Genomic DNA, 14521 nt, shown 5'->3' with positions numbered 1-14521 from the left:
ATATCATGCGCCGGGGCGATGGCCCTTGTCCAGCCGTGCTACGGAAAAAGTTGACGCCCGGGCAAGGCTTTATCGGCCGGGCCGCTTTCCGGCGCGGTCAGCTGCACCAGCAGATCAGCGGCCATGCTGCGGGTCAGGCCGCGCTGTTCGGAAAGGGCCTGGGTATCGAGCGCCGCGACAAGGCGTCGCGCCAGCCCCAGATCGCGGTCCATGCGCGGCACCAGCCAGTCGATCAGGCCGGGGGGCGGGGTCAACTGGCGGTCGGCCAGCAGCTTGACCAGAACGGCGGCCAGCAGCGCCTCGTCCGGGGCCTCGATCCGGGTCACGGGCATCGCCGACATGCGGCTGCGCAGGTCTGGCAGCGACAGGTCCCAGTCGCGCGGCGGCCTGCGCGCCGTCAGCAACAGCCAGCAGCCCCGCACCGCGCAGAGATTCCACAGGTGGAACAGCGCCTGTTCGGCGCCGGCGGAAAAGGCCACGCGATGGGCGTCCTCGACCACGACAGCGCCATCCTCGCTGGCCAGCAGATCGACCATGTCGGGCCGCAACGCCGCGGCCCCGATCCGCATCGCCCCGGTTTCCGCCGCCCAGATCGTCGCCAGATGGGTCTTGCCCGATCCGTCCGGCCCCAGCAGCAGCATCCGCCCCTGCGGCCATGTCTCGGGCGCGTCCAGCACCGTCATCGCCAGTGCATGGGCGGGCGTCACCAGGAAATCCGCCCGGCCAAGCGCCGGGCGATGGCCGAGATCAAGGGTCAGTTGACGCGCCATGAATCAGGCGTGCGGTCCGCTGTCGGCGGGCGCGGCCAGATCGGTGCGCATGACGCGCAGGGTGCCTTCGGGGACAATCTCGACCAGATAAGGTTCCGGGGTGACCGGCGCGGGATCGACACCGGTATACATCGGGCTGTCGACGTAACGCTCGGCACAGTAGCGGACCAGAACGCCGAGTGCCGCCGCGAGGGGCACCGCCACCATCATGCCGACGAAACCGAACAGCGACCCGAAGACCGACAGGGCCAGCAGCAACCAGACCGGATGCAGTCCGACATGGTTGCCGACGATCTTCGGCTGCAGATAGTTCCCCTCGACGATCTGGCCGAGGATGAAGATACCGGCGACCACGGCGATCCACAGCGGCTGGTCCCAGAAGGTGAAAACGGCCACCCCGATGGCGGTGGCCCCGCCGATCAGGGTGCCGACATAGGGAATGATCCCGAGGATCGCCGCCCCCATGCCGATCGAGACCGCATAGGGCAGCCCGACGCTCATCAGCGCGACCGAGTAGAAGGTGCCCTGGATCAGCATCACCGTGCCCTGCCCGCGCACGAAACCCGACAGGGTGCGGTCGATCTCGGCGGCGAGTCGACGGATCGTCGGGGCCTGCCGGCGCGGCAGCAGCGCGTCGATCCGCGCGACCATGTGATCCCAGTCGAGCAGCAGATAGAAGGCGACCACCGGCACGATGACCAGCAGCGCGATCATGCCGACCACGCCCGAGATCGAATTCAGCAGCGAACTCAGCACCTGCCCTCCCTTCTCGCCGACGAGTGAGGCGAGATTCTGCAGCGACGAATCCAGGGGGCCGCCTGCGGCCAGCAGATTGGGGAAGCGCTGCATCAGAAAATCCTGCAGCCCCTTGATCATGCCGGGCATCGCCTCGACCAGCTGGGTGGTCTGGCGCAGGACGATGGGCGCCAGCAGCAGCAGAAAAGCCACCAGCGCCAGCAGTGCCGCCAGCGTGATGGTCACCACCGCCCAGGTCCGGCTGAGGCCCGCCCGCTCCAGCCGGTCGGCCAGCGGGTCCAGCAGATAGGCCACGCCCGCGCCGATGATGAAGGGCAGGATCGCCTGGCCCAGCAGCCACATCACCAGCAAGAAGACCAGAATGGCACCAGTCCACCAATATGCCTGTTTACGTCTTGCCGACCCCATGATGCACCCTTTGCCGCGCCGTTTCGGTCCCCTATATCAGGGCCATGGTGAAGCACGTCAATCTGGTCAAGCTCTGTGTCGGGGCGGATGGCCCCGAGGATCTGGAAGAATGGCAGCGCCAGCGCTTCGGCGACGCCCCGGCGGCGCATGTCACCCGCATGTGGCCCCGGCGCGAGGCCGAGCTGCTGGCCGGCGGCTCCATTTATTGGGTGTTCAAGGGGGTTCTGCTGGCCCGTCAACGCCTGATCGGACTCGAGGAGCGGCTGGGCGCTGACGGCATCCGCCGCTGCGCGCTGGTGCTGGACCGCGATCTGATTCGCACCACGGCGGTCCCGCGCCGGCCGTTTCAGGGCTGGCGCTATCTGGACGCTGCGGATGCGCCTCCCGATCTGGCCAGGGACCGCGCCCATGACGACTCGCTGCCCGCCGCCCTCGCTGCCGAGCTGGCGGAGATGGGACTGCGCTAAGACTTGACGCGCCCCCTTTGACTGCGGTAACCGGGCGCTGTCGCGGGTGTAGCTCAATGGTAGAGCAGCAGCTTCCCAAGCTGAATACGAGGGTTCGATTCCCTTCACCCGCTCCAGATTTTCCCTCTGATTTCAGAATTTTACGCCGCGTATATCGCGTAGTTTCGAGCGCTCTGCCACGCCTCACACCGGAATCATGCGGGGCGCGTCGCTCAGCCCAGCTTCGCGGCCTCCTCGCGCAACAGGTCGATGAATTCGCGCTGCGCGGCGGTCGGCTCCCACCCCGCGCGCGTGGTGAGGCCGATGGGCCAGGGCGCGGGCGGCAGATCGACCGGCAGCACGGTCAGCGCCTGCCCCTCGCCCAACGTCAGAGCCTGATTACGCGACAACGCGCCCAAATGGTCGCTGCCGCGCAGAATTTCGCGCAGCAGGATCACCGAGGAGGCGACGATGGCGCCACGCAGGGTCTCGGGCGGCAGCAACCCCTCCAGCATGGTGCGGATCGGCACGCCCTGCTGCGCGATCACCCAGGGAAAACGGCCCAAATCCTCGCGGGTGACGCGCACCTGCCGTGCCAGGGGGTGATGCTGTCGCGCCACGATGGCGATGGAATCGTCGAACAGCCCCAGCTGCGCGAGGTCCCGAATCCCCAGCGGGCTGTGCAACGCGCCCAGCACCATATCTATTTCGCCCCGGCGCAGCCCGGCCAGCAATTCCTCGTCGCGTCCCTCGATGATTTCAAAGGGAAAATTCGGCCGGAGCGTCCGAAAACGCAGCATCGCCGCAGGCAGCAGGCCGGCGCGTGACAACGCCCCTGCGCCCAGTGTGATGCGCCCGACCTCGCGCCCGGACAGCGCGGCCAGATCGGTCTCGGCCTGCTTCAACTCGGCGAAGGCCAGCCGGGCGGCCTGCGACAGCTGGCGCGCAGCGCGGGTGGCGATCAGCCCATGCGCGGTGCGTTCGAAGAACTGCATCCCCGCCGACTGTTCCAACATGCTGGCCGAGCGGTGCACCGTTGGTTGCGCCAGCCCCAATTGCCGCGCGGCGAGGGTGAAATTTTCCTGTTCGGTCACTGCGATCAGCGCCGCCAGCTGGGCGCGGGTCGCATGCAGGCGGATATTGCGTGGCATGTCCCCCATGGCCGTATCCAGGAATGCCAGCGCCCGCGCGGCGCGGCGCGCCATCACCTCGCCCGCCGGGGTCAGGAAGATTCCCTGCGGGCTGCGCCGGAACAGCGCCTGGCCGCCATCGCGTTCCAGCTTGCCTATCGCCTGAGTCACCGCCGGCTGCGAGACTTCGCACAGCTCTGCGGTGCGCGTCACCGAATGGGTTTCGGCCAGCGTCTGGAACATGCGCAGATGGCGGATACTGGGTTGCATCGGAACCTCCCGAACACCCTCGAGCCTAATCCCGGCGGCGGCCCTTAACCATGATTCGCTGCCATAAGTCCTTATTTCCTGATGCAAAACTTGTATTCTCAATACTGGTTTTTCGGCGGGTATCGCGCCGGTTCGGCCGACGGCGCGGAAACGGCGCGCGGGCAGGCTGGCGCCGATCCTTTCGACCGGTTGGCGGCAGCCGGCAGTCCCCCCTGCCGGACCATAAGTTCACACCGGAGAGGGAGAGGCCGGGCGAGCCGAGGCCGACAGCGGCTGCACGCTGCGGCCACTCTCCCATCGCCGTCCCGCATCGGTTACAGGGCGCCGATGCCCAAGGCCTCGGCGTGCCCCCGGTCATCCTCCTCGGCTGCAGACTGGGCTGCGCGCGTTTGCGCGAGGCGATGACGGACAGGCTGACGATCACGGCGAGGGTGCAGGTGAGCTTCATCCGCGCCAATGGTCCAACCCCGTTCGCCGCCGCCACCCAGCCCCGCCATGCCTGGCCAAGGATGCAACCGCCGGGTTTCCGCCCTTCCGGGGCCCGACCCTCGCGATCCCGCGATGCGGTGCCCGGATGTCTATGGACGGAACCGGCGGTGTCGAAGATCGGCCCCGGTGGTGTATCCGGTCATCACCGCCTGGGCTTCGATCCGGCTCGGCGGCGTCGCCGTGATCCGGATCGGGATGGGATGCTCTCTCCCGATGGGCCGGAATGTCTTCGTGGCCTGCAGGCTGGCGGCGTGTCTCTGGTCCCGGTGTTCCGGGCGTCATCCCCTTCCGGCTGGGGGGGGGGGCGTCCGGTCCTGATTCTCGTCAGCCGGGGCCGACAGATTGCCTTCTTCATTTCCACTTCCCTGTTCGGCTCATCGCGGCCACGCCGCATTTTGCGGTCCCCTCGCCTTACGACACCAGATGCTGCGGCGGCGCCCGAAAGGACAGCCGCCGCAGCCATTTTCACCAGCCTGTATTGGGCGAAACCCGTGCGGACATTTGACTCGGGCGAACCGAAAGAGGTAGAACAAATGAAGAACTTTCTAGAATCATGTCAGATGAATGCGCCTCTCCACCCTGCCCGCCAACACCCCTGTCACTGCGCCCCCTCCGGCTCGCAGCGCCGAGGTGTTTGCCGCCCCCGATGGGGCGTTTCAGGGCTTTGTCATGGCGCATCTGCAGGGGCCGGTGCTGTGGCTTCAGGACCGGCAAAGCGCGCGGCTGGCGGGGCGCCCCTCGCTGGCCGGGGCGCTGCCGCAGGCGCTGCTGATGCGGCCCGCGCATCCGCGCGACGTGCTGATCGCGGCCGAGGAAGGGCTGGCCTGTCCGGCGCTTTCGGCCGTGGTGGCCGAGATCCACGGCAACCCCACGGCGCTGAACTTTACCGCCACCCGCCGGCTTGCCTTGCGGGCCGAGGCGCATGGCGTCACCCTCTGGCTGATCCGCCATGCGGCACGGCCCGAACCCAGCGCGCTGCGCGACCGCTGGCAGGTGACGGCGCTGCCCTCGGCGCCGAACCCGGACGATGCCGCCGCTCCCGGCGCGCCGCTGTGGCGGGTGGAACTGCTGCGCGCACGCGACAAGCGGCCGGGCGTCTGGGTGGTCAGCCATGAAGCCGGATCGGATGGCGCGCCGGATCGTCTGCATTTCGCTGCCGAACCTGCCCGTAGAACGCCGGATGCGGCAACTGGCACGGGCAGCGCAGCATCAGGCGGCGGCCCCGCAGGCGGGCAGCGCGCCACCGGCTAATACCCCTTTCGCACTGTGGGTCGAGGGCACGCATGGGCCGGTCATTCACGCCGCCAACCCGGTGGCACGCGCCGCCGGGATCACCCTCGGCGCGCGGCTGACCGACATGCGGGCGATCTTGCCCGATCTGCGCGCCGACCCGGCCGATCCGGCGGGTGATGCCGCCGCCCTGGCGCAGCTTGCGCTGTGGGCGCGGCGCTTCTGTCCGTGGACGACGGTGGACGCCTCGGGGCCCGGCGCGCCGGGGCTGGTCATGGACACGACCGGCAGCGCCCATCTCTGGCGGGGCGAGGCCGGGATGCTGACCGCGATCCGCGATCAGCTGGCCGGGCTGGGCCATGCCGCAACCGTCGCCTTTGGGCCGACATGGGGCGCGGCCTGGGCGCTGTCACGATACGCGGCGGGCATCGCCTATGACGGCGCGGCGCTGCATCCGCTGCCGGTCGCCGCACTGCGCCTGTCGGAGGCCACCGCCCTGATTCTGCGCCGGCTGGGGCTGAAGACGGTGGGCGATCTGGCGGCGATGCCGCGCGTGGCGCTTGCCCGGCGGTTCGCGCGCCATGACGCGGCCGACAACCCGCTGATCCGGCTGGATCAGGCCATGGGCCGGCTGCCCGAACCGATCAGCCCGCCCGATCCGCCTGTCCGCTTCCGGGTCGAGTCCCGCCTGCCCGAGCCGGTGCTGGACGCCACCCATCACCTGCCCGATCTGGCCGCCGCACTGTGCCGCGCCCTCTCGGCCGCCGCGCAGGGCGCGCGCCTGTTGCGCCTGTCCGTCTGGCGCACCGATGGCGAGATACGCTGGATCGAGGCGGGCGCGGCCTCTCCCACCCGCGACCCCGATCACATGGTCTTTCTGTTCCGCGACCGGCTGGAGCGGATCGACCCCGGTTTCGGCTTCGACCTGATCGAACTTGCGGCGCCGGAAACCGAAGCCTTCGCCCCCACGCAGCGCGATCTGGGCGGCGCGGCCAACGAAAGCCGCGACCTGCCGCGCCTGATCGATCGGCTGGCGGCGCGTTTTGGCGCGGACCGACTGCGCAGGCCCGCGCTTCTGGACAGCCACATCCCCGAGCGCAGCCACACCGAGACCGCCCTGCACGGCATCCCGCCCCCCATCGCGACGGAGGCGCAGGACCGCCCGGCCCGGATGCTCGATCCGCCCGAGGAGGTCCGCGTCCTCTACGCCGTCCCCGAAGGCCCGCCCGCGCAATTCCAGTGGCGCGGCAAGCCGACCCGCATCACCCGCTGGCAGGGACCGGAGCGGATCGCCCCGGAATGGTGGCTGGACCACCCCGGCACCCGGCTGCGGGATTACTACAAGATCGAGGACGAGCGCGGCCAGCGGTTGTGGCTCTATCGCGAGGGTCTGGCCGGCGACGGACGCGGCCCCGCCCCGCGCTGGTTCGTGCAGGGGGTTTTCGCGTGATGCCCAAGCATAAACCTTTCTGCGGCTCCGATGCTGCGGACAACCGGCCCGCATCGCGCGTAGGCCGGGGCTGGGCCGGATCCTGCCGGAAGACGCCCCGGACAGGACCGGAACCGCGCCGGACCCGCCTTCATGGCGGCATCATGAGTGATGCACAACGGGACGCACTCCCGCGCCGGACCGACCTTCCAAAGGTCTCCTCCTGATGCCCGAGCATGAACGTCCCCAGCGCCCGCTTCTGTCGGGCGACTTCACCCCCAACCCGCCAGCGGGCTTTGTCGAGCTGGGCATCACCACCCCCTTCTCCTTCCTGCGCGGCGCCAGCACCGCGGATGAGTTGGTGCTGACCGCCCATGCGCTTGGCCATGACGCGATCGGGGTGGCGGATCTGAACAGTCTCGCGGGCGTGGTGCGGCTGCATGTCGCCGCCGTGAAGGCGCAGATGCGGCCGCTGATCGGGGCGCGGATCGTGCTGGCGGACGGCACGGCGTTTCTGGCCTATCCGACCGGCCGGACCGCTTACGGGCGGCTGTCGACGCTGATCGCCAAGGGACGGCGGCATGATCTGGACGGCAAATGGCAGGCCAAGGGGGCCTGCGATCTCAGCCTCGACGATCTGGCGGCCCATGCCGAGGGCCTGCAGCTGATCTGGATCCCGCCCGAGCGCTGCAGCCGCGCCGATCTGGCCACCCTGCCCGGCCTTGCCGCGCGGCTGCCGGGGCTGCGCCATGTCGCGGCCTCCTATCTCTATCGCGGCGATGACGTGGCGCGGATCAACCGGCTGGACCGGGCGGCGAGGGCGGCGGGGCTGGCGATCCTCGCGACCAATGACGTGCATTACCACGCCCCCGACCGCCGCCCCTTGCAGGATGTGATGACCTGCATCCGCGAAGGCGTGACCATCGACCGCGCCGGACGGCGGCTGAACCCCAATGCCGAACGCTACCTGAAATCCCCGGCCGAGATGGCGCGCCTGTTCGCCCGCTGGCCCGATGCGCTGGCGCAGACCCGCATCGTCGCCGAGGCCTGCGCCTTCCGGCTGACCGATCTCGCCTATGAATATCCGAACGAAACCGTGCCCGCGGGCGAAAGCCCGGAAAGCCACCTCGCCGCACTGACATGGGCGGGGGCGGCGGAACGCTATCCCACAGGCATCCCCGACAAGGTCCGCGCCCAGCTTCAGCATGAACTGACCCTGATCGCGAAGAAGCGCATCGCCCAGTATTTCCTGACCGTCCATGACATCGTCCATTTCGCGCGCGGCGAAGGCATCCTCTGTCAGGGGCGCGGCTCGGCCGCCAACAGCGCCGTCTGCTTCGTGCTGGGCATCACCCCAGTCGATCCCGCCACCAGCGAGCTTCTGTTCGAACGCTTCATCAGCGAATCCCGCGACGAGCCGCCCGATATCGACGTGGATTTCGAACATGAACGCCGCGAGGAGGTGATCCAGCACATCTATGAAAAATATGGCCGTGACCGGGCCGGCCTGTGCGCGACCGTGATCCATTACCGCCCGCGCAGCGCCATCCGCGAGGTCGGAAAGGCCATGGGCCTGTCCGAGGATGTGACGGCAGCGCTTGCCAACACCGTCTGGGGCAGCTGGGGCGAGGCGCTGGAACATGCCGGTCAGGCCGGTCTGCCCAAGGGCGACAAGCGGCTGGCAATGACCATCCGGCTGGCCGAGCAGATGATCGGCATGCCCCGCCATCTGTCCCAGCATGTCGGCGGCTTCATCCTGACCGAAGGCCCGCTGACCGAGACCGTGCCCATCGGCAACGGTGCCATGCCCGAGCGCAGTTTCATCGAATGGGACAAGGACGATATCGACGCGCTCGGCATCCTCAAGGTGGATGTGCTGGCGTTGGGGATGCTGACCTGCATCCGAAAGTCTTTCGACATGATTTCCGCCCATTACGGGAAGGATCTGACACTGGCTTCGGTCCCGGCCGACGATCCTGCGGTCTATGAGATGCTGTGCGAAGGCGACAGCGTCGGGGTCTTTCAGGTCGAAAGCCGGGCGCAGATGAACATGCTGCCGCGCCTGCGTCCGCAATGCTTTTATGATCTGGTGATCGAGGTCGCCATCGTCCGCCCCGGCCCCATTCAGGGCGATATGGTCCATCCCTATCTGCGCCGCCGCAATGGAAAGGAAGTCGAGGATTATCCTTCGCCGGGTCCGGGTCATGACCCGGATGAGTTGCGCACCATCCTCAGCCGGACCAGAGGCGTGCCGATTTTTCAGGAACAGGCGATGAAGATCGCCATGGTCGCGGCGGAATTTTCCGACGGCGAGGCGAATGAGCTGCGCAAGGCCATGGCCACCTTCCGCTCGCGCGGGACCATCGGGGAGTTGGAGGAGAAGATGGTCGGACGCATGGTAGGGCGCGGCTATGATCCCGAATTCGCCCGTCGCTGCTTCGACCAGATCAAGGGGTTTGGCGATTACGGCTTTCCCGAAAGCCACGCGGCGGCCTTCGCGCATCTGGTCTATGTGTCCGCATGGCTGAAGCTGCATTATCCCGGCGTCTTCGCCGCCGCCCTGCTGAACAGCCAGCCGATGGGCTTCTATGCCCCGGCCCAGATCGTCCGCGATGCCCGCGAACATGGGGTGACGGTGCTGCCCGCCGATGTGAATTTCTCGGATTGGGACAATAGGTTGGAACCCTGCGTCATGGGCGATTCTTCCCCCCAGCGGGGGCGGTCCGCCGCGGGAAACGGGGCGCTTCCCTACCCGCCAGACCTTCCGGCGCCAGCGGAAGACAGCGCGCCGCCCCACCCCTTCGCCCTGCGCCTTGGCCTGCGCCAGATCGACGGTTTTCGCATTGAAGACGCCGCGCGTCTGATTGCGTCCCGCGATGCGCCCTATACCGATCCCGAGGATCTTCAGCGCCGCGCCCCGCTGACTGCCCCCGCGATCCGCCGGCTGGCGGAAGGCGATGCGTTCGGGTCCTGCGGGTTGGACCGGCGCGCGGCCCTGTGGGACGCCCGCGCGCTGAAGGACGCGCCACCCTTGCCGCTGTTCGCCGTGGACGAGGGCGCCGATCCGCCCGTCACCCTGCCCGCGATGCCGGCCTGCGAGCAGGTGGTGGCCGATTACCAGACCCTGCGCCTGTCGCTGAAGGCCCATCCGATGCGCTTCCTGCGCGCCAGCCTGCGCGCGCAGGGCTATGTCAGCGTCCGCGACCTCGGGCGTTTGCGCAATGGCGCTTCGGTCAAGCTGGCCGGGCTGGTGCTGATCCGCCAACGCCCCGGATCGGCCAAGGGGGTGTGCTTCGTCACCATCGAAGACGAGACCGGCAGCGCCAATCTGGTTCTCTGGCCCAAGGTGTTCGAGGCCTTCCGCAAACCCGCCATGACCGCCCGCGTCCTCGCGTTGGAGGGCGGCATCCAGCGCGCCGAAGGCGTTACCCATGTCGTCGTCCACAGCCTGACCGACCGCAGCGACGTGCTGGCCCGGCTGGCCGGCCTGACCGGCCCCGCCCCCCCGACCGGCGCCACGGGACGCAGCCATCCGCGCAACCTGCGGGTGCTGCCGAACTCGCGCGATTTTCACTGATGGACCGTTCCCGGCCGTGCCGGGGCACGCTGAAGCGGCACCACGCCGCGCGCATCAATCGCCAAGCATCCCGCCATATGTGCATGTTTCGGCTGGGTTTCGGCCGCATGATCCCGGCGCAACTGCAGAAGTGGCCTATCCACTGGCCGCGGCCTTCCTCGTCGACGGCCTACCGCCATGCGGCGTCTGGTCGGATGTGGCTGGCGGCAACGGGAGGGGACCTGCAGCCTGTCACGCACGGAATACGGGCCTGACGCTCACCATGATCTTTTGGAAAGCCGGGCGACACTCCCGGACCCAAGGGTTGAATGCGGCCCGGATCGATACGAACGGCGCCGAGGCCGCGCTGCCCGCGACCCACGACATCGGCCCGGCGCGCTAGCCGGCCGAGGCGTTCCAATAGGCGGCCAGATGCGACCGGTCCTTCGGGATATGGCGGAGCACCGCCTGCTTCAGTGGTTGAAGCCGGCCCTTTTCCGTGGCGATCCAGACTTTTTCGGCACCGATTTCGGTCAGCGTCGCGGCCAGATCGGCCTCGCCCGCGGGGCTGTGGGTCAGGCGCAGACCGGGATGGGCAGGCAGCGCATAATCCGCGCTTACCCCGAACAGGTGGCAGTCGATCCGCGCCTCGGGCGCCTGCGCGGCGATGATGCGCGCCAGTGCCGGATAGGCGGTTTCGTCCCCGCCGATCAGCAGGCGCCCCGCCAGCGGCACCCCGCCGCCGCCCGGTCCCATCACGCCCAGTTCCGTCCCCGCCTCTGTCCGGCTGGCGAAATCGCAGATCCGCCCCCCGTCATGGACAAAAATATCCGTCTCGAGCCAGCCCGCATCGACGTCGATGGCCGACACCGTATAGGCCGGCCGGTGCAGATCCTGCGGAAAGATCGCCTGCCCGGTTTCGGACAGGCGCGGCCATTCGGTCGGGCCATCGGGCTGCGGCAACACGATGCGGAAATGGATCATGTCGCGGCCGAGCCGGGCGATGTCGCCCGCGTCGATCCGCATACGCAGGAAATCCGTCCCCAGCGGGCGAACCCATGCCACCCGGCCAAGGCTGAAATTCGGCGGAAAGGCGCCCGCCTGTTCGGGTCCCGTCCAATTGAGCGCCTGCGCCGTCACGCAACCCAAGGCCGCCACATGGGCCGTCGCCGCCTCCTTCAGCGTAAACAGCCAGTCGCGGCTGTTCGCGCGGGCGAAGACAATCACGCCGTCCCCCTGACGCCGCGCGCCATATTCGCCCTGCCCTATCTCGACCCAGGTCGAGCGCCCATGCCCGGAATGCAGCGCCAGGCCGTGCTGTTCGGCCTGGTCGCGCAGCATTTGGTCCAGCACGTCGAAGGCGATGGCGACGGGGGCCTCGGCCTGGAACTGCGGCAGGGGGGTATGTCTCATGCGGGCGTCTCCCAAGTCAGGACGGGGGTGAAATAATAATTCCGACTGAAATTACCAAGTTTATGGCGCATCGGCCCAACGCCCTACAGATCAACTCTGATCGGCAGCACGAAGGACGCACCCTGCCCGTTCGGCGGCGCGGGCATCCGCGGCATCCGCCCCGCTTGCCGCGCCAGGGCGGCATCGACCTGTCCATTTCCGGTCGAACTGGTTACCCGCGCAGAGGCCGCGCCATTCCCCGAAATCGAGACCGAGACCTGAATCGTCACCGATCCCCGACCGCCACCCGGCACGCGCGTGCGCTTCATATGCGAGGCCACCCGACCGCCAACCCTGCTGGTCCAGCTGTCCATCTGCGCCTTGCTGGCGCCGGTGCCGGCGCGTGCCTGACCCTGCGCCGGGCCGCCGCGGCGCTGCGATGTCGCGTTTTCGGACGGCGCGGCGCGCTCGGCCTTTTGGGTCTGCGCGGGCGCGCGCGCGCGGCGGGGTTCTTCCTTTGGCGGCTCGGGCCTGTCATCGCGGCGCACCTGCCGAGGCTCTGGCGCGCGCCGCTCGGGTCGGGTTCGGGGCCGTTCGGAGGCCGTCAGCGCCAGCGCCGATTCGGGCAGAAGTTCCGAAAAATCGGTGATCGGCGGCAGTTCCGTCAGTGGCGGCACCTCGAAATCGGGGGCCGACTCCGGCTCGGGCGCTTCGGCCGGCTCCGGCGCCGGGGCTTCAGCCTGCTCGGGCTTGGGATCGGGTTCGGGCAGTGGCTGCGGCTCGGTTTCAGCCGCGCTTTCCTCGGCCGGGGCAGCCTCGGCGGGCGGCGCGGGGGCGGCGCGTTCGGGCAGCAATTCCGCAAAGACCGGCGCGGGCAGCGTCAGGACAGCATTGCGCTGCGCCGCCCGCTCCACCCAGATGCCAGCCGCGACATGGGCCGCGGCCACCGCCGCGCCGATACCCCCCCAGCGCAGGGCGCCGCTCCAGTTCATGGCGCTGCGTCCGCAGGGACTGCAGCCGCCGGTGTCCCGGCTGGGGGCAACGCCGTGGCGTCCAGACCGACCAGGGCGATCTTGGTATAGGCGTGATCGCGCAGCAGGTTCATCACCTCCATCACCTCGCCATAGCTGACCGCCTTGTCGGCGCGCAGGAAAATCCGGGTTTCTCGGTCACCGCCGGTTTCCGCGTCCAGTTGCGCCGCAAGCGCCTGTTGCGTGACCGGAACCTGCCCCAGCGCCAGCGAGCGATCCGCCGCGATGGTCAGCCAGACCGGCTGCGCGGGCCGTTGCGACGCCGCTCCGCGCGAGGCCGGCAGATCGACATTGATGTCCACCGTCGCCAGCGGCGCCGCGACCATGAAGATGATCAGCAGCACCAGCATCACGTCGATGAAGGGCGTGACGTTGATTTCGTGGTTTTCGGTCAGGGAATCGTCATCCTGCAGTCGACCCGCCATCTCAATCCCTCCCCCGGGGGCGGAAGTCCAGATCACGGCTGACAAGGCGTTCGACACCAGCCGCCGCCTCCGACAGTCGCAGGCGATAGCCGGTGATCTGGCGGGCGAAGAAGTTATAGATGACCACGGCGGGAATGGCCGCGACCAGCCCCAGCGCGGTGGCCAGCAACGCCTCGGCGATGCCCGGCGCCACCACGGCGAGGTTGGTGGTCTGCGCTTCCGAGATGCCGATGAAGCTGTTCATGATCCCCCAAACGGTGCCGAACAGCCCCACGAAAGGCGCGGTGGACCCGATGGTGGCCAGCAGCCCGGTGCCCACGCCCGCCTTGCGGCCCGCCATCGACACGATGCCCGACAGGTAGGAGGCGACCCGCTCCTTCAATCCGGCGGTGCCGGCCGCTTCGATGGCCGGGGCCGATCGGTCGACCTCCTCGGCGGCGGCGCGCAGCATCCGGCTGGCCGGATCGGTGCGCCTGGCGCTGGCGGCGACGGCCTCGGCCAGGGTGGGGGCAGTGGCGATCAGGAGGGCGCTGCGCTGTGCATTGCGTGTTGCGGCCAGCATTTCCAGCAGCTTGACGATCAGGATGGTCCAGGTCAGCACCGAGGCGAAGGCCAGACCGACCATCACTCCTTTGACGACGATATCGGCGCCTATGAACATCCCCCAGGGCGACAGATCATGCGGCAGCATCGCTTCGGGGATCGAGAGGGCGCCCGCGGTCTCGGCCGGCGGCGAGTCGGTCGCAGCCGGGACCGGAACCTGCGCGGCAGCGGGCGCGGGAGTGGTGGCAGCGGCTGGCGCGGCGTTGGGCACCGAGGGCGCCCCCTCGGTGGCCGCAGGTGTTGTCTGCGCCATCGACGCGCCCGGCCCCAGAACGGCGAAGGCCAGGCAGGCAAGCGATGGGAGGCGATGAATTCCGGGCTTCGACATGGCACATACTCGCTTCAGGGTTGCATGACCGGGCGGAGGGCATGGCGGGCATATTTCAAATCCGAGTATTATTGTCAACATCACCCCCCCACCATGCGAGGCCGTTTCGTATCCACTGCATCGGCGGCATTCGCCGCGCCCAGCCGCAGGCAGCGGGTCGGTCCACCCCCGCGGCGCCACGCCGCACTGCGACCGAAAATGGCGAATATGGGCGGGTCCGGCGACAAAAAAATGACAAATTTCCGCCCAAGGCCCTAT

General features: G+C 68.7%; 11 protein-coding genes and 1 tRNA gene. 5 read left to right on the top strand and 7 right to left on the bottom strand.

All coding sequences use genetic code 11. The annotated features are described in order from the left end of the window. Positions 1–38 precede the first annotated feature (38 nt). Positions 39–770 carry a DnaA/Hda family protein gene (locus tag H1S04_RS18235; protein WP_181746910.1) on the bottom strand — a complete coding sequence of 244 codons (732 nt, stop codon included), beginning with the start codon at positions 768–770 and terminating at the stop codon, positions 39–41. A 3-nt stretch (positions 771–773) separates the two neighbouring features. Next, complete coding sequence (locus H1S04_RS18230; protein ID WP_181746909.1) at positions 774–1934, bottom strand: AI-2E family transporter; 1161 nt, start codon at positions 1932–1934, stop codon at positions 774–776. Between the two features lie 44 nt (positions 1935–1978). Between H1S04_RS18230 and H1S04_RS18225 the strand changes: the two genes are divergently transcribed. Continuing rightward, positions 1979–2401, top strand: a complete 423-nt coding sequence (locus H1S04_RS18225) for a DUF1489 family protein (protein ID WP_181746908.1) — start codon at positions 1979–1981, stop codon at positions 2399–2401. Between the two features lie 42 nt (positions 2402–2443). Then, positions 2444–2517: transfer RNA gene (locus H1S04_RS18220), tRNA-Gly, on the top strand. Positions 2518–2613: 96 nt separating this feature from the next. Here the strand turns inward: H1S04_RS18220 and H1S04_RS18215 are convergent. Then, the gene (locus tag H1S04_RS18215) at positions 2614–3780 is read right to left on the bottom strand and encodes a LysR family transcriptional regulator (RefSeq protein ID WP_181746907.1); all 1167 of its coding nucleotides are present in this window, start codon (positions 3778–3780) and stop codon (positions 2614–2616) included. A 1053-nt stretch (positions 3781–4833) separates the two neighbouring features. Here H1S04_RS18215 and H1S04_RS18210 point away from each other — a divergent pair. The 3 genes from H1S04_RS18210 to H1S04_RS18200 all read left to right on the top strand — a co-directional run bounded on the left by H1S04_RS18210 (position 4834) and on the right by H1S04_RS18200 (position 10505). After that, positions 4834–5520, top strand: coding sequence for a hypothetical protein (locus H1S04_RS18210; RefSeq protein WP_181746906.1), 687 nt, complete (start codon positions 4834–4836; stop codon positions 5518–5520). Next, positions 5450–6949: a DNA polymerase Y family protein gene (locus tag H1S04_RS18205; RefSeq protein ID WP_181746905.1), complete on the top strand. Its 1500-nt coding sequence runs from the start codon at positions 5450–5452 to the stop codon at positions 6947–6949. The genes H1S04_RS18210 and H1S04_RS18205 overlap by 71 nt, the downstream gene beginning before the upstream one ends. 205 nt (positions 6950–7154) lie before the next feature. Continuing rightward, on the top strand, positions 7155–10505 hold the full coding sequence (locus H1S04_RS18200) for an error-prone DNA polymerase (protein ID WP_181746904.1): 3351 nt from the start codon (positions 7155–7157) through the stop codon (positions 10503–10505). Between the two features lie 378 nt (positions 10506–10883). Here H1S04_RS18200 and H1S04_RS18195 read toward each other — a convergent pair whose 3' ends face one another. The 4 genes from H1S04_RS18195 to exbB form a co-directional block, all read right to left on the bottom strand. Continuing rightward, positions 10884–11897: a siderophore-interacting protein gene (locus tag H1S04_RS18195; RefSeq protein ID WP_181746903.1), complete on the bottom strand. Its 1014-nt coding sequence runs from the start codon at positions 11895–11897 to the stop codon at positions 10884–10886. A gap of 83 nt (positions 11898–11980) precedes the next feature. Then, the gene (locus tag H1S04_RS18190) at positions 11981–12868 is read right to left on the bottom strand and encodes an energy transducer TonB (RefSeq protein ID WP_181746902.1); all 888 of its coding nucleotides are present in this window, start codon (positions 12866–12868) and stop codon (positions 11981–11983) included. Next, positions 12865–13332 carry a TonB system transport protein ExbD gene (gene exbD / locus H1S04_RS18185; protein WP_181746901.1) on the bottom strand — a complete coding sequence of 156 codons (468 nt, stop codon included), beginning with the start codon at positions 13330–13332 and terminating at the stop codon, positions 12865–12867. Before exbD ends, H1S04_RS18190 begins: the two co-directional genes overlap by 4 nt. 1 nt (position 13333) lies before the next feature. After that, entirely contained in the window at positions 13334–14263 is a 930-nt protein-coding gene (exbB, locus tag H1S04_RS18180) for a tonB-system energizer ExbB (RefSeq protein WP_181746900.1), read from the bottom strand. Between the last annotated feature and the right edge of the window lie 258 nt (positions 14264–14521).

Origin of the sequence: Paracoccus sp. S1E-3 (assembly GCF_013868135.1) — a bacterium.
GTDB lineage: Bacteria > Pseudomonadota > Alphaproteobacteria > Rhodobacterales > Rhodobacteraceae > Paracoccus.
Note: the sequence above shows the minus strand (reverse complement) of the source record. Positions and strands in the feature narration are given on the sequence as shown.

Excerpts from the sequence above, each read along its gene's own strand:
- H1S04_RS18195 (WP_181746903.1), bottom strand. The coding sequence starts at position 11,897 with ATGAGACATACCCCCCTGCCGCAGTTCCAGGCCGAGGCCCCCGTCGCC.
- H1S04_RS18230 (WP_181746909.1), bottom strand. The coding sequence starts at position 1,934 with ATGGGGTCGGCAAGACGTAAACAGGCATATTGGTGGACTGGTGCCATT.
- H1S04_RS18215 (WP_181746907.1), bottom strand. The coding sequence starts at position 3,780 with ATGCAACCCAGTATCCGCCATCTGCGCATGTTCCAGACGCTGGCCGAA.
- H1S04_RS18210 (WP_181746906.1), top strand. The coding sequence starts at position 4,834 with ATGCGCCTCTCCACCCTGCCCGCCAACACCCCTGTCACTGCGCCCCCT.
- H1S04_RS18235 (WP_181746910.1), bottom strand. The coding sequence starts at position 770 with ATGGCGCGTCAACTGACCCTTGATCTCGGCCATCGCCCGGCGCTTGGC.
- H1S04_RS18225 (WP_181746908.1), top strand. The coding sequence starts at position 1,979 with ATGGTGAAGCACGTCAATCTGGTCAAGCTCTGTGTCGGGGCGGATGGC.
- H1S04_RS18205 (WP_181746905.1), top strand. The coding sequence starts at position 5,450 with ATGCGGCAACTGGCACGGGCAGCGCAGCATCAGGCGGCGGCCCCGCAG.
- exbB (WP_181746900.1), bottom strand. The coding sequence starts at position 14,263 with ATGTCGAAGCCCGGAATTCATCGCCTCCCATCGCTTGCCTGCCTGGCC.
- H1S04_RS18190 (WP_181746902.1), bottom strand. The coding sequence starts at position 12,868 with ATGAACTGGAGCGGCGCCCTGCGCTGGGGGGGTATCGGCGCGGCGGTG.
- exbD (WP_181746901.1), bottom strand. The coding sequence starts at position 13,332 with ATGGCGGGTCGACTGCAGGATGACGATTCCCTGACCGAAAACCACGAA.
- H1S04_RS18200 (WP_181746904.1), top strand. The coding sequence starts at position 7,155 with ATGCCCGAGCATGAACGTCCCCAGCGCCCGCTTCTGTCGGGCGACTTC.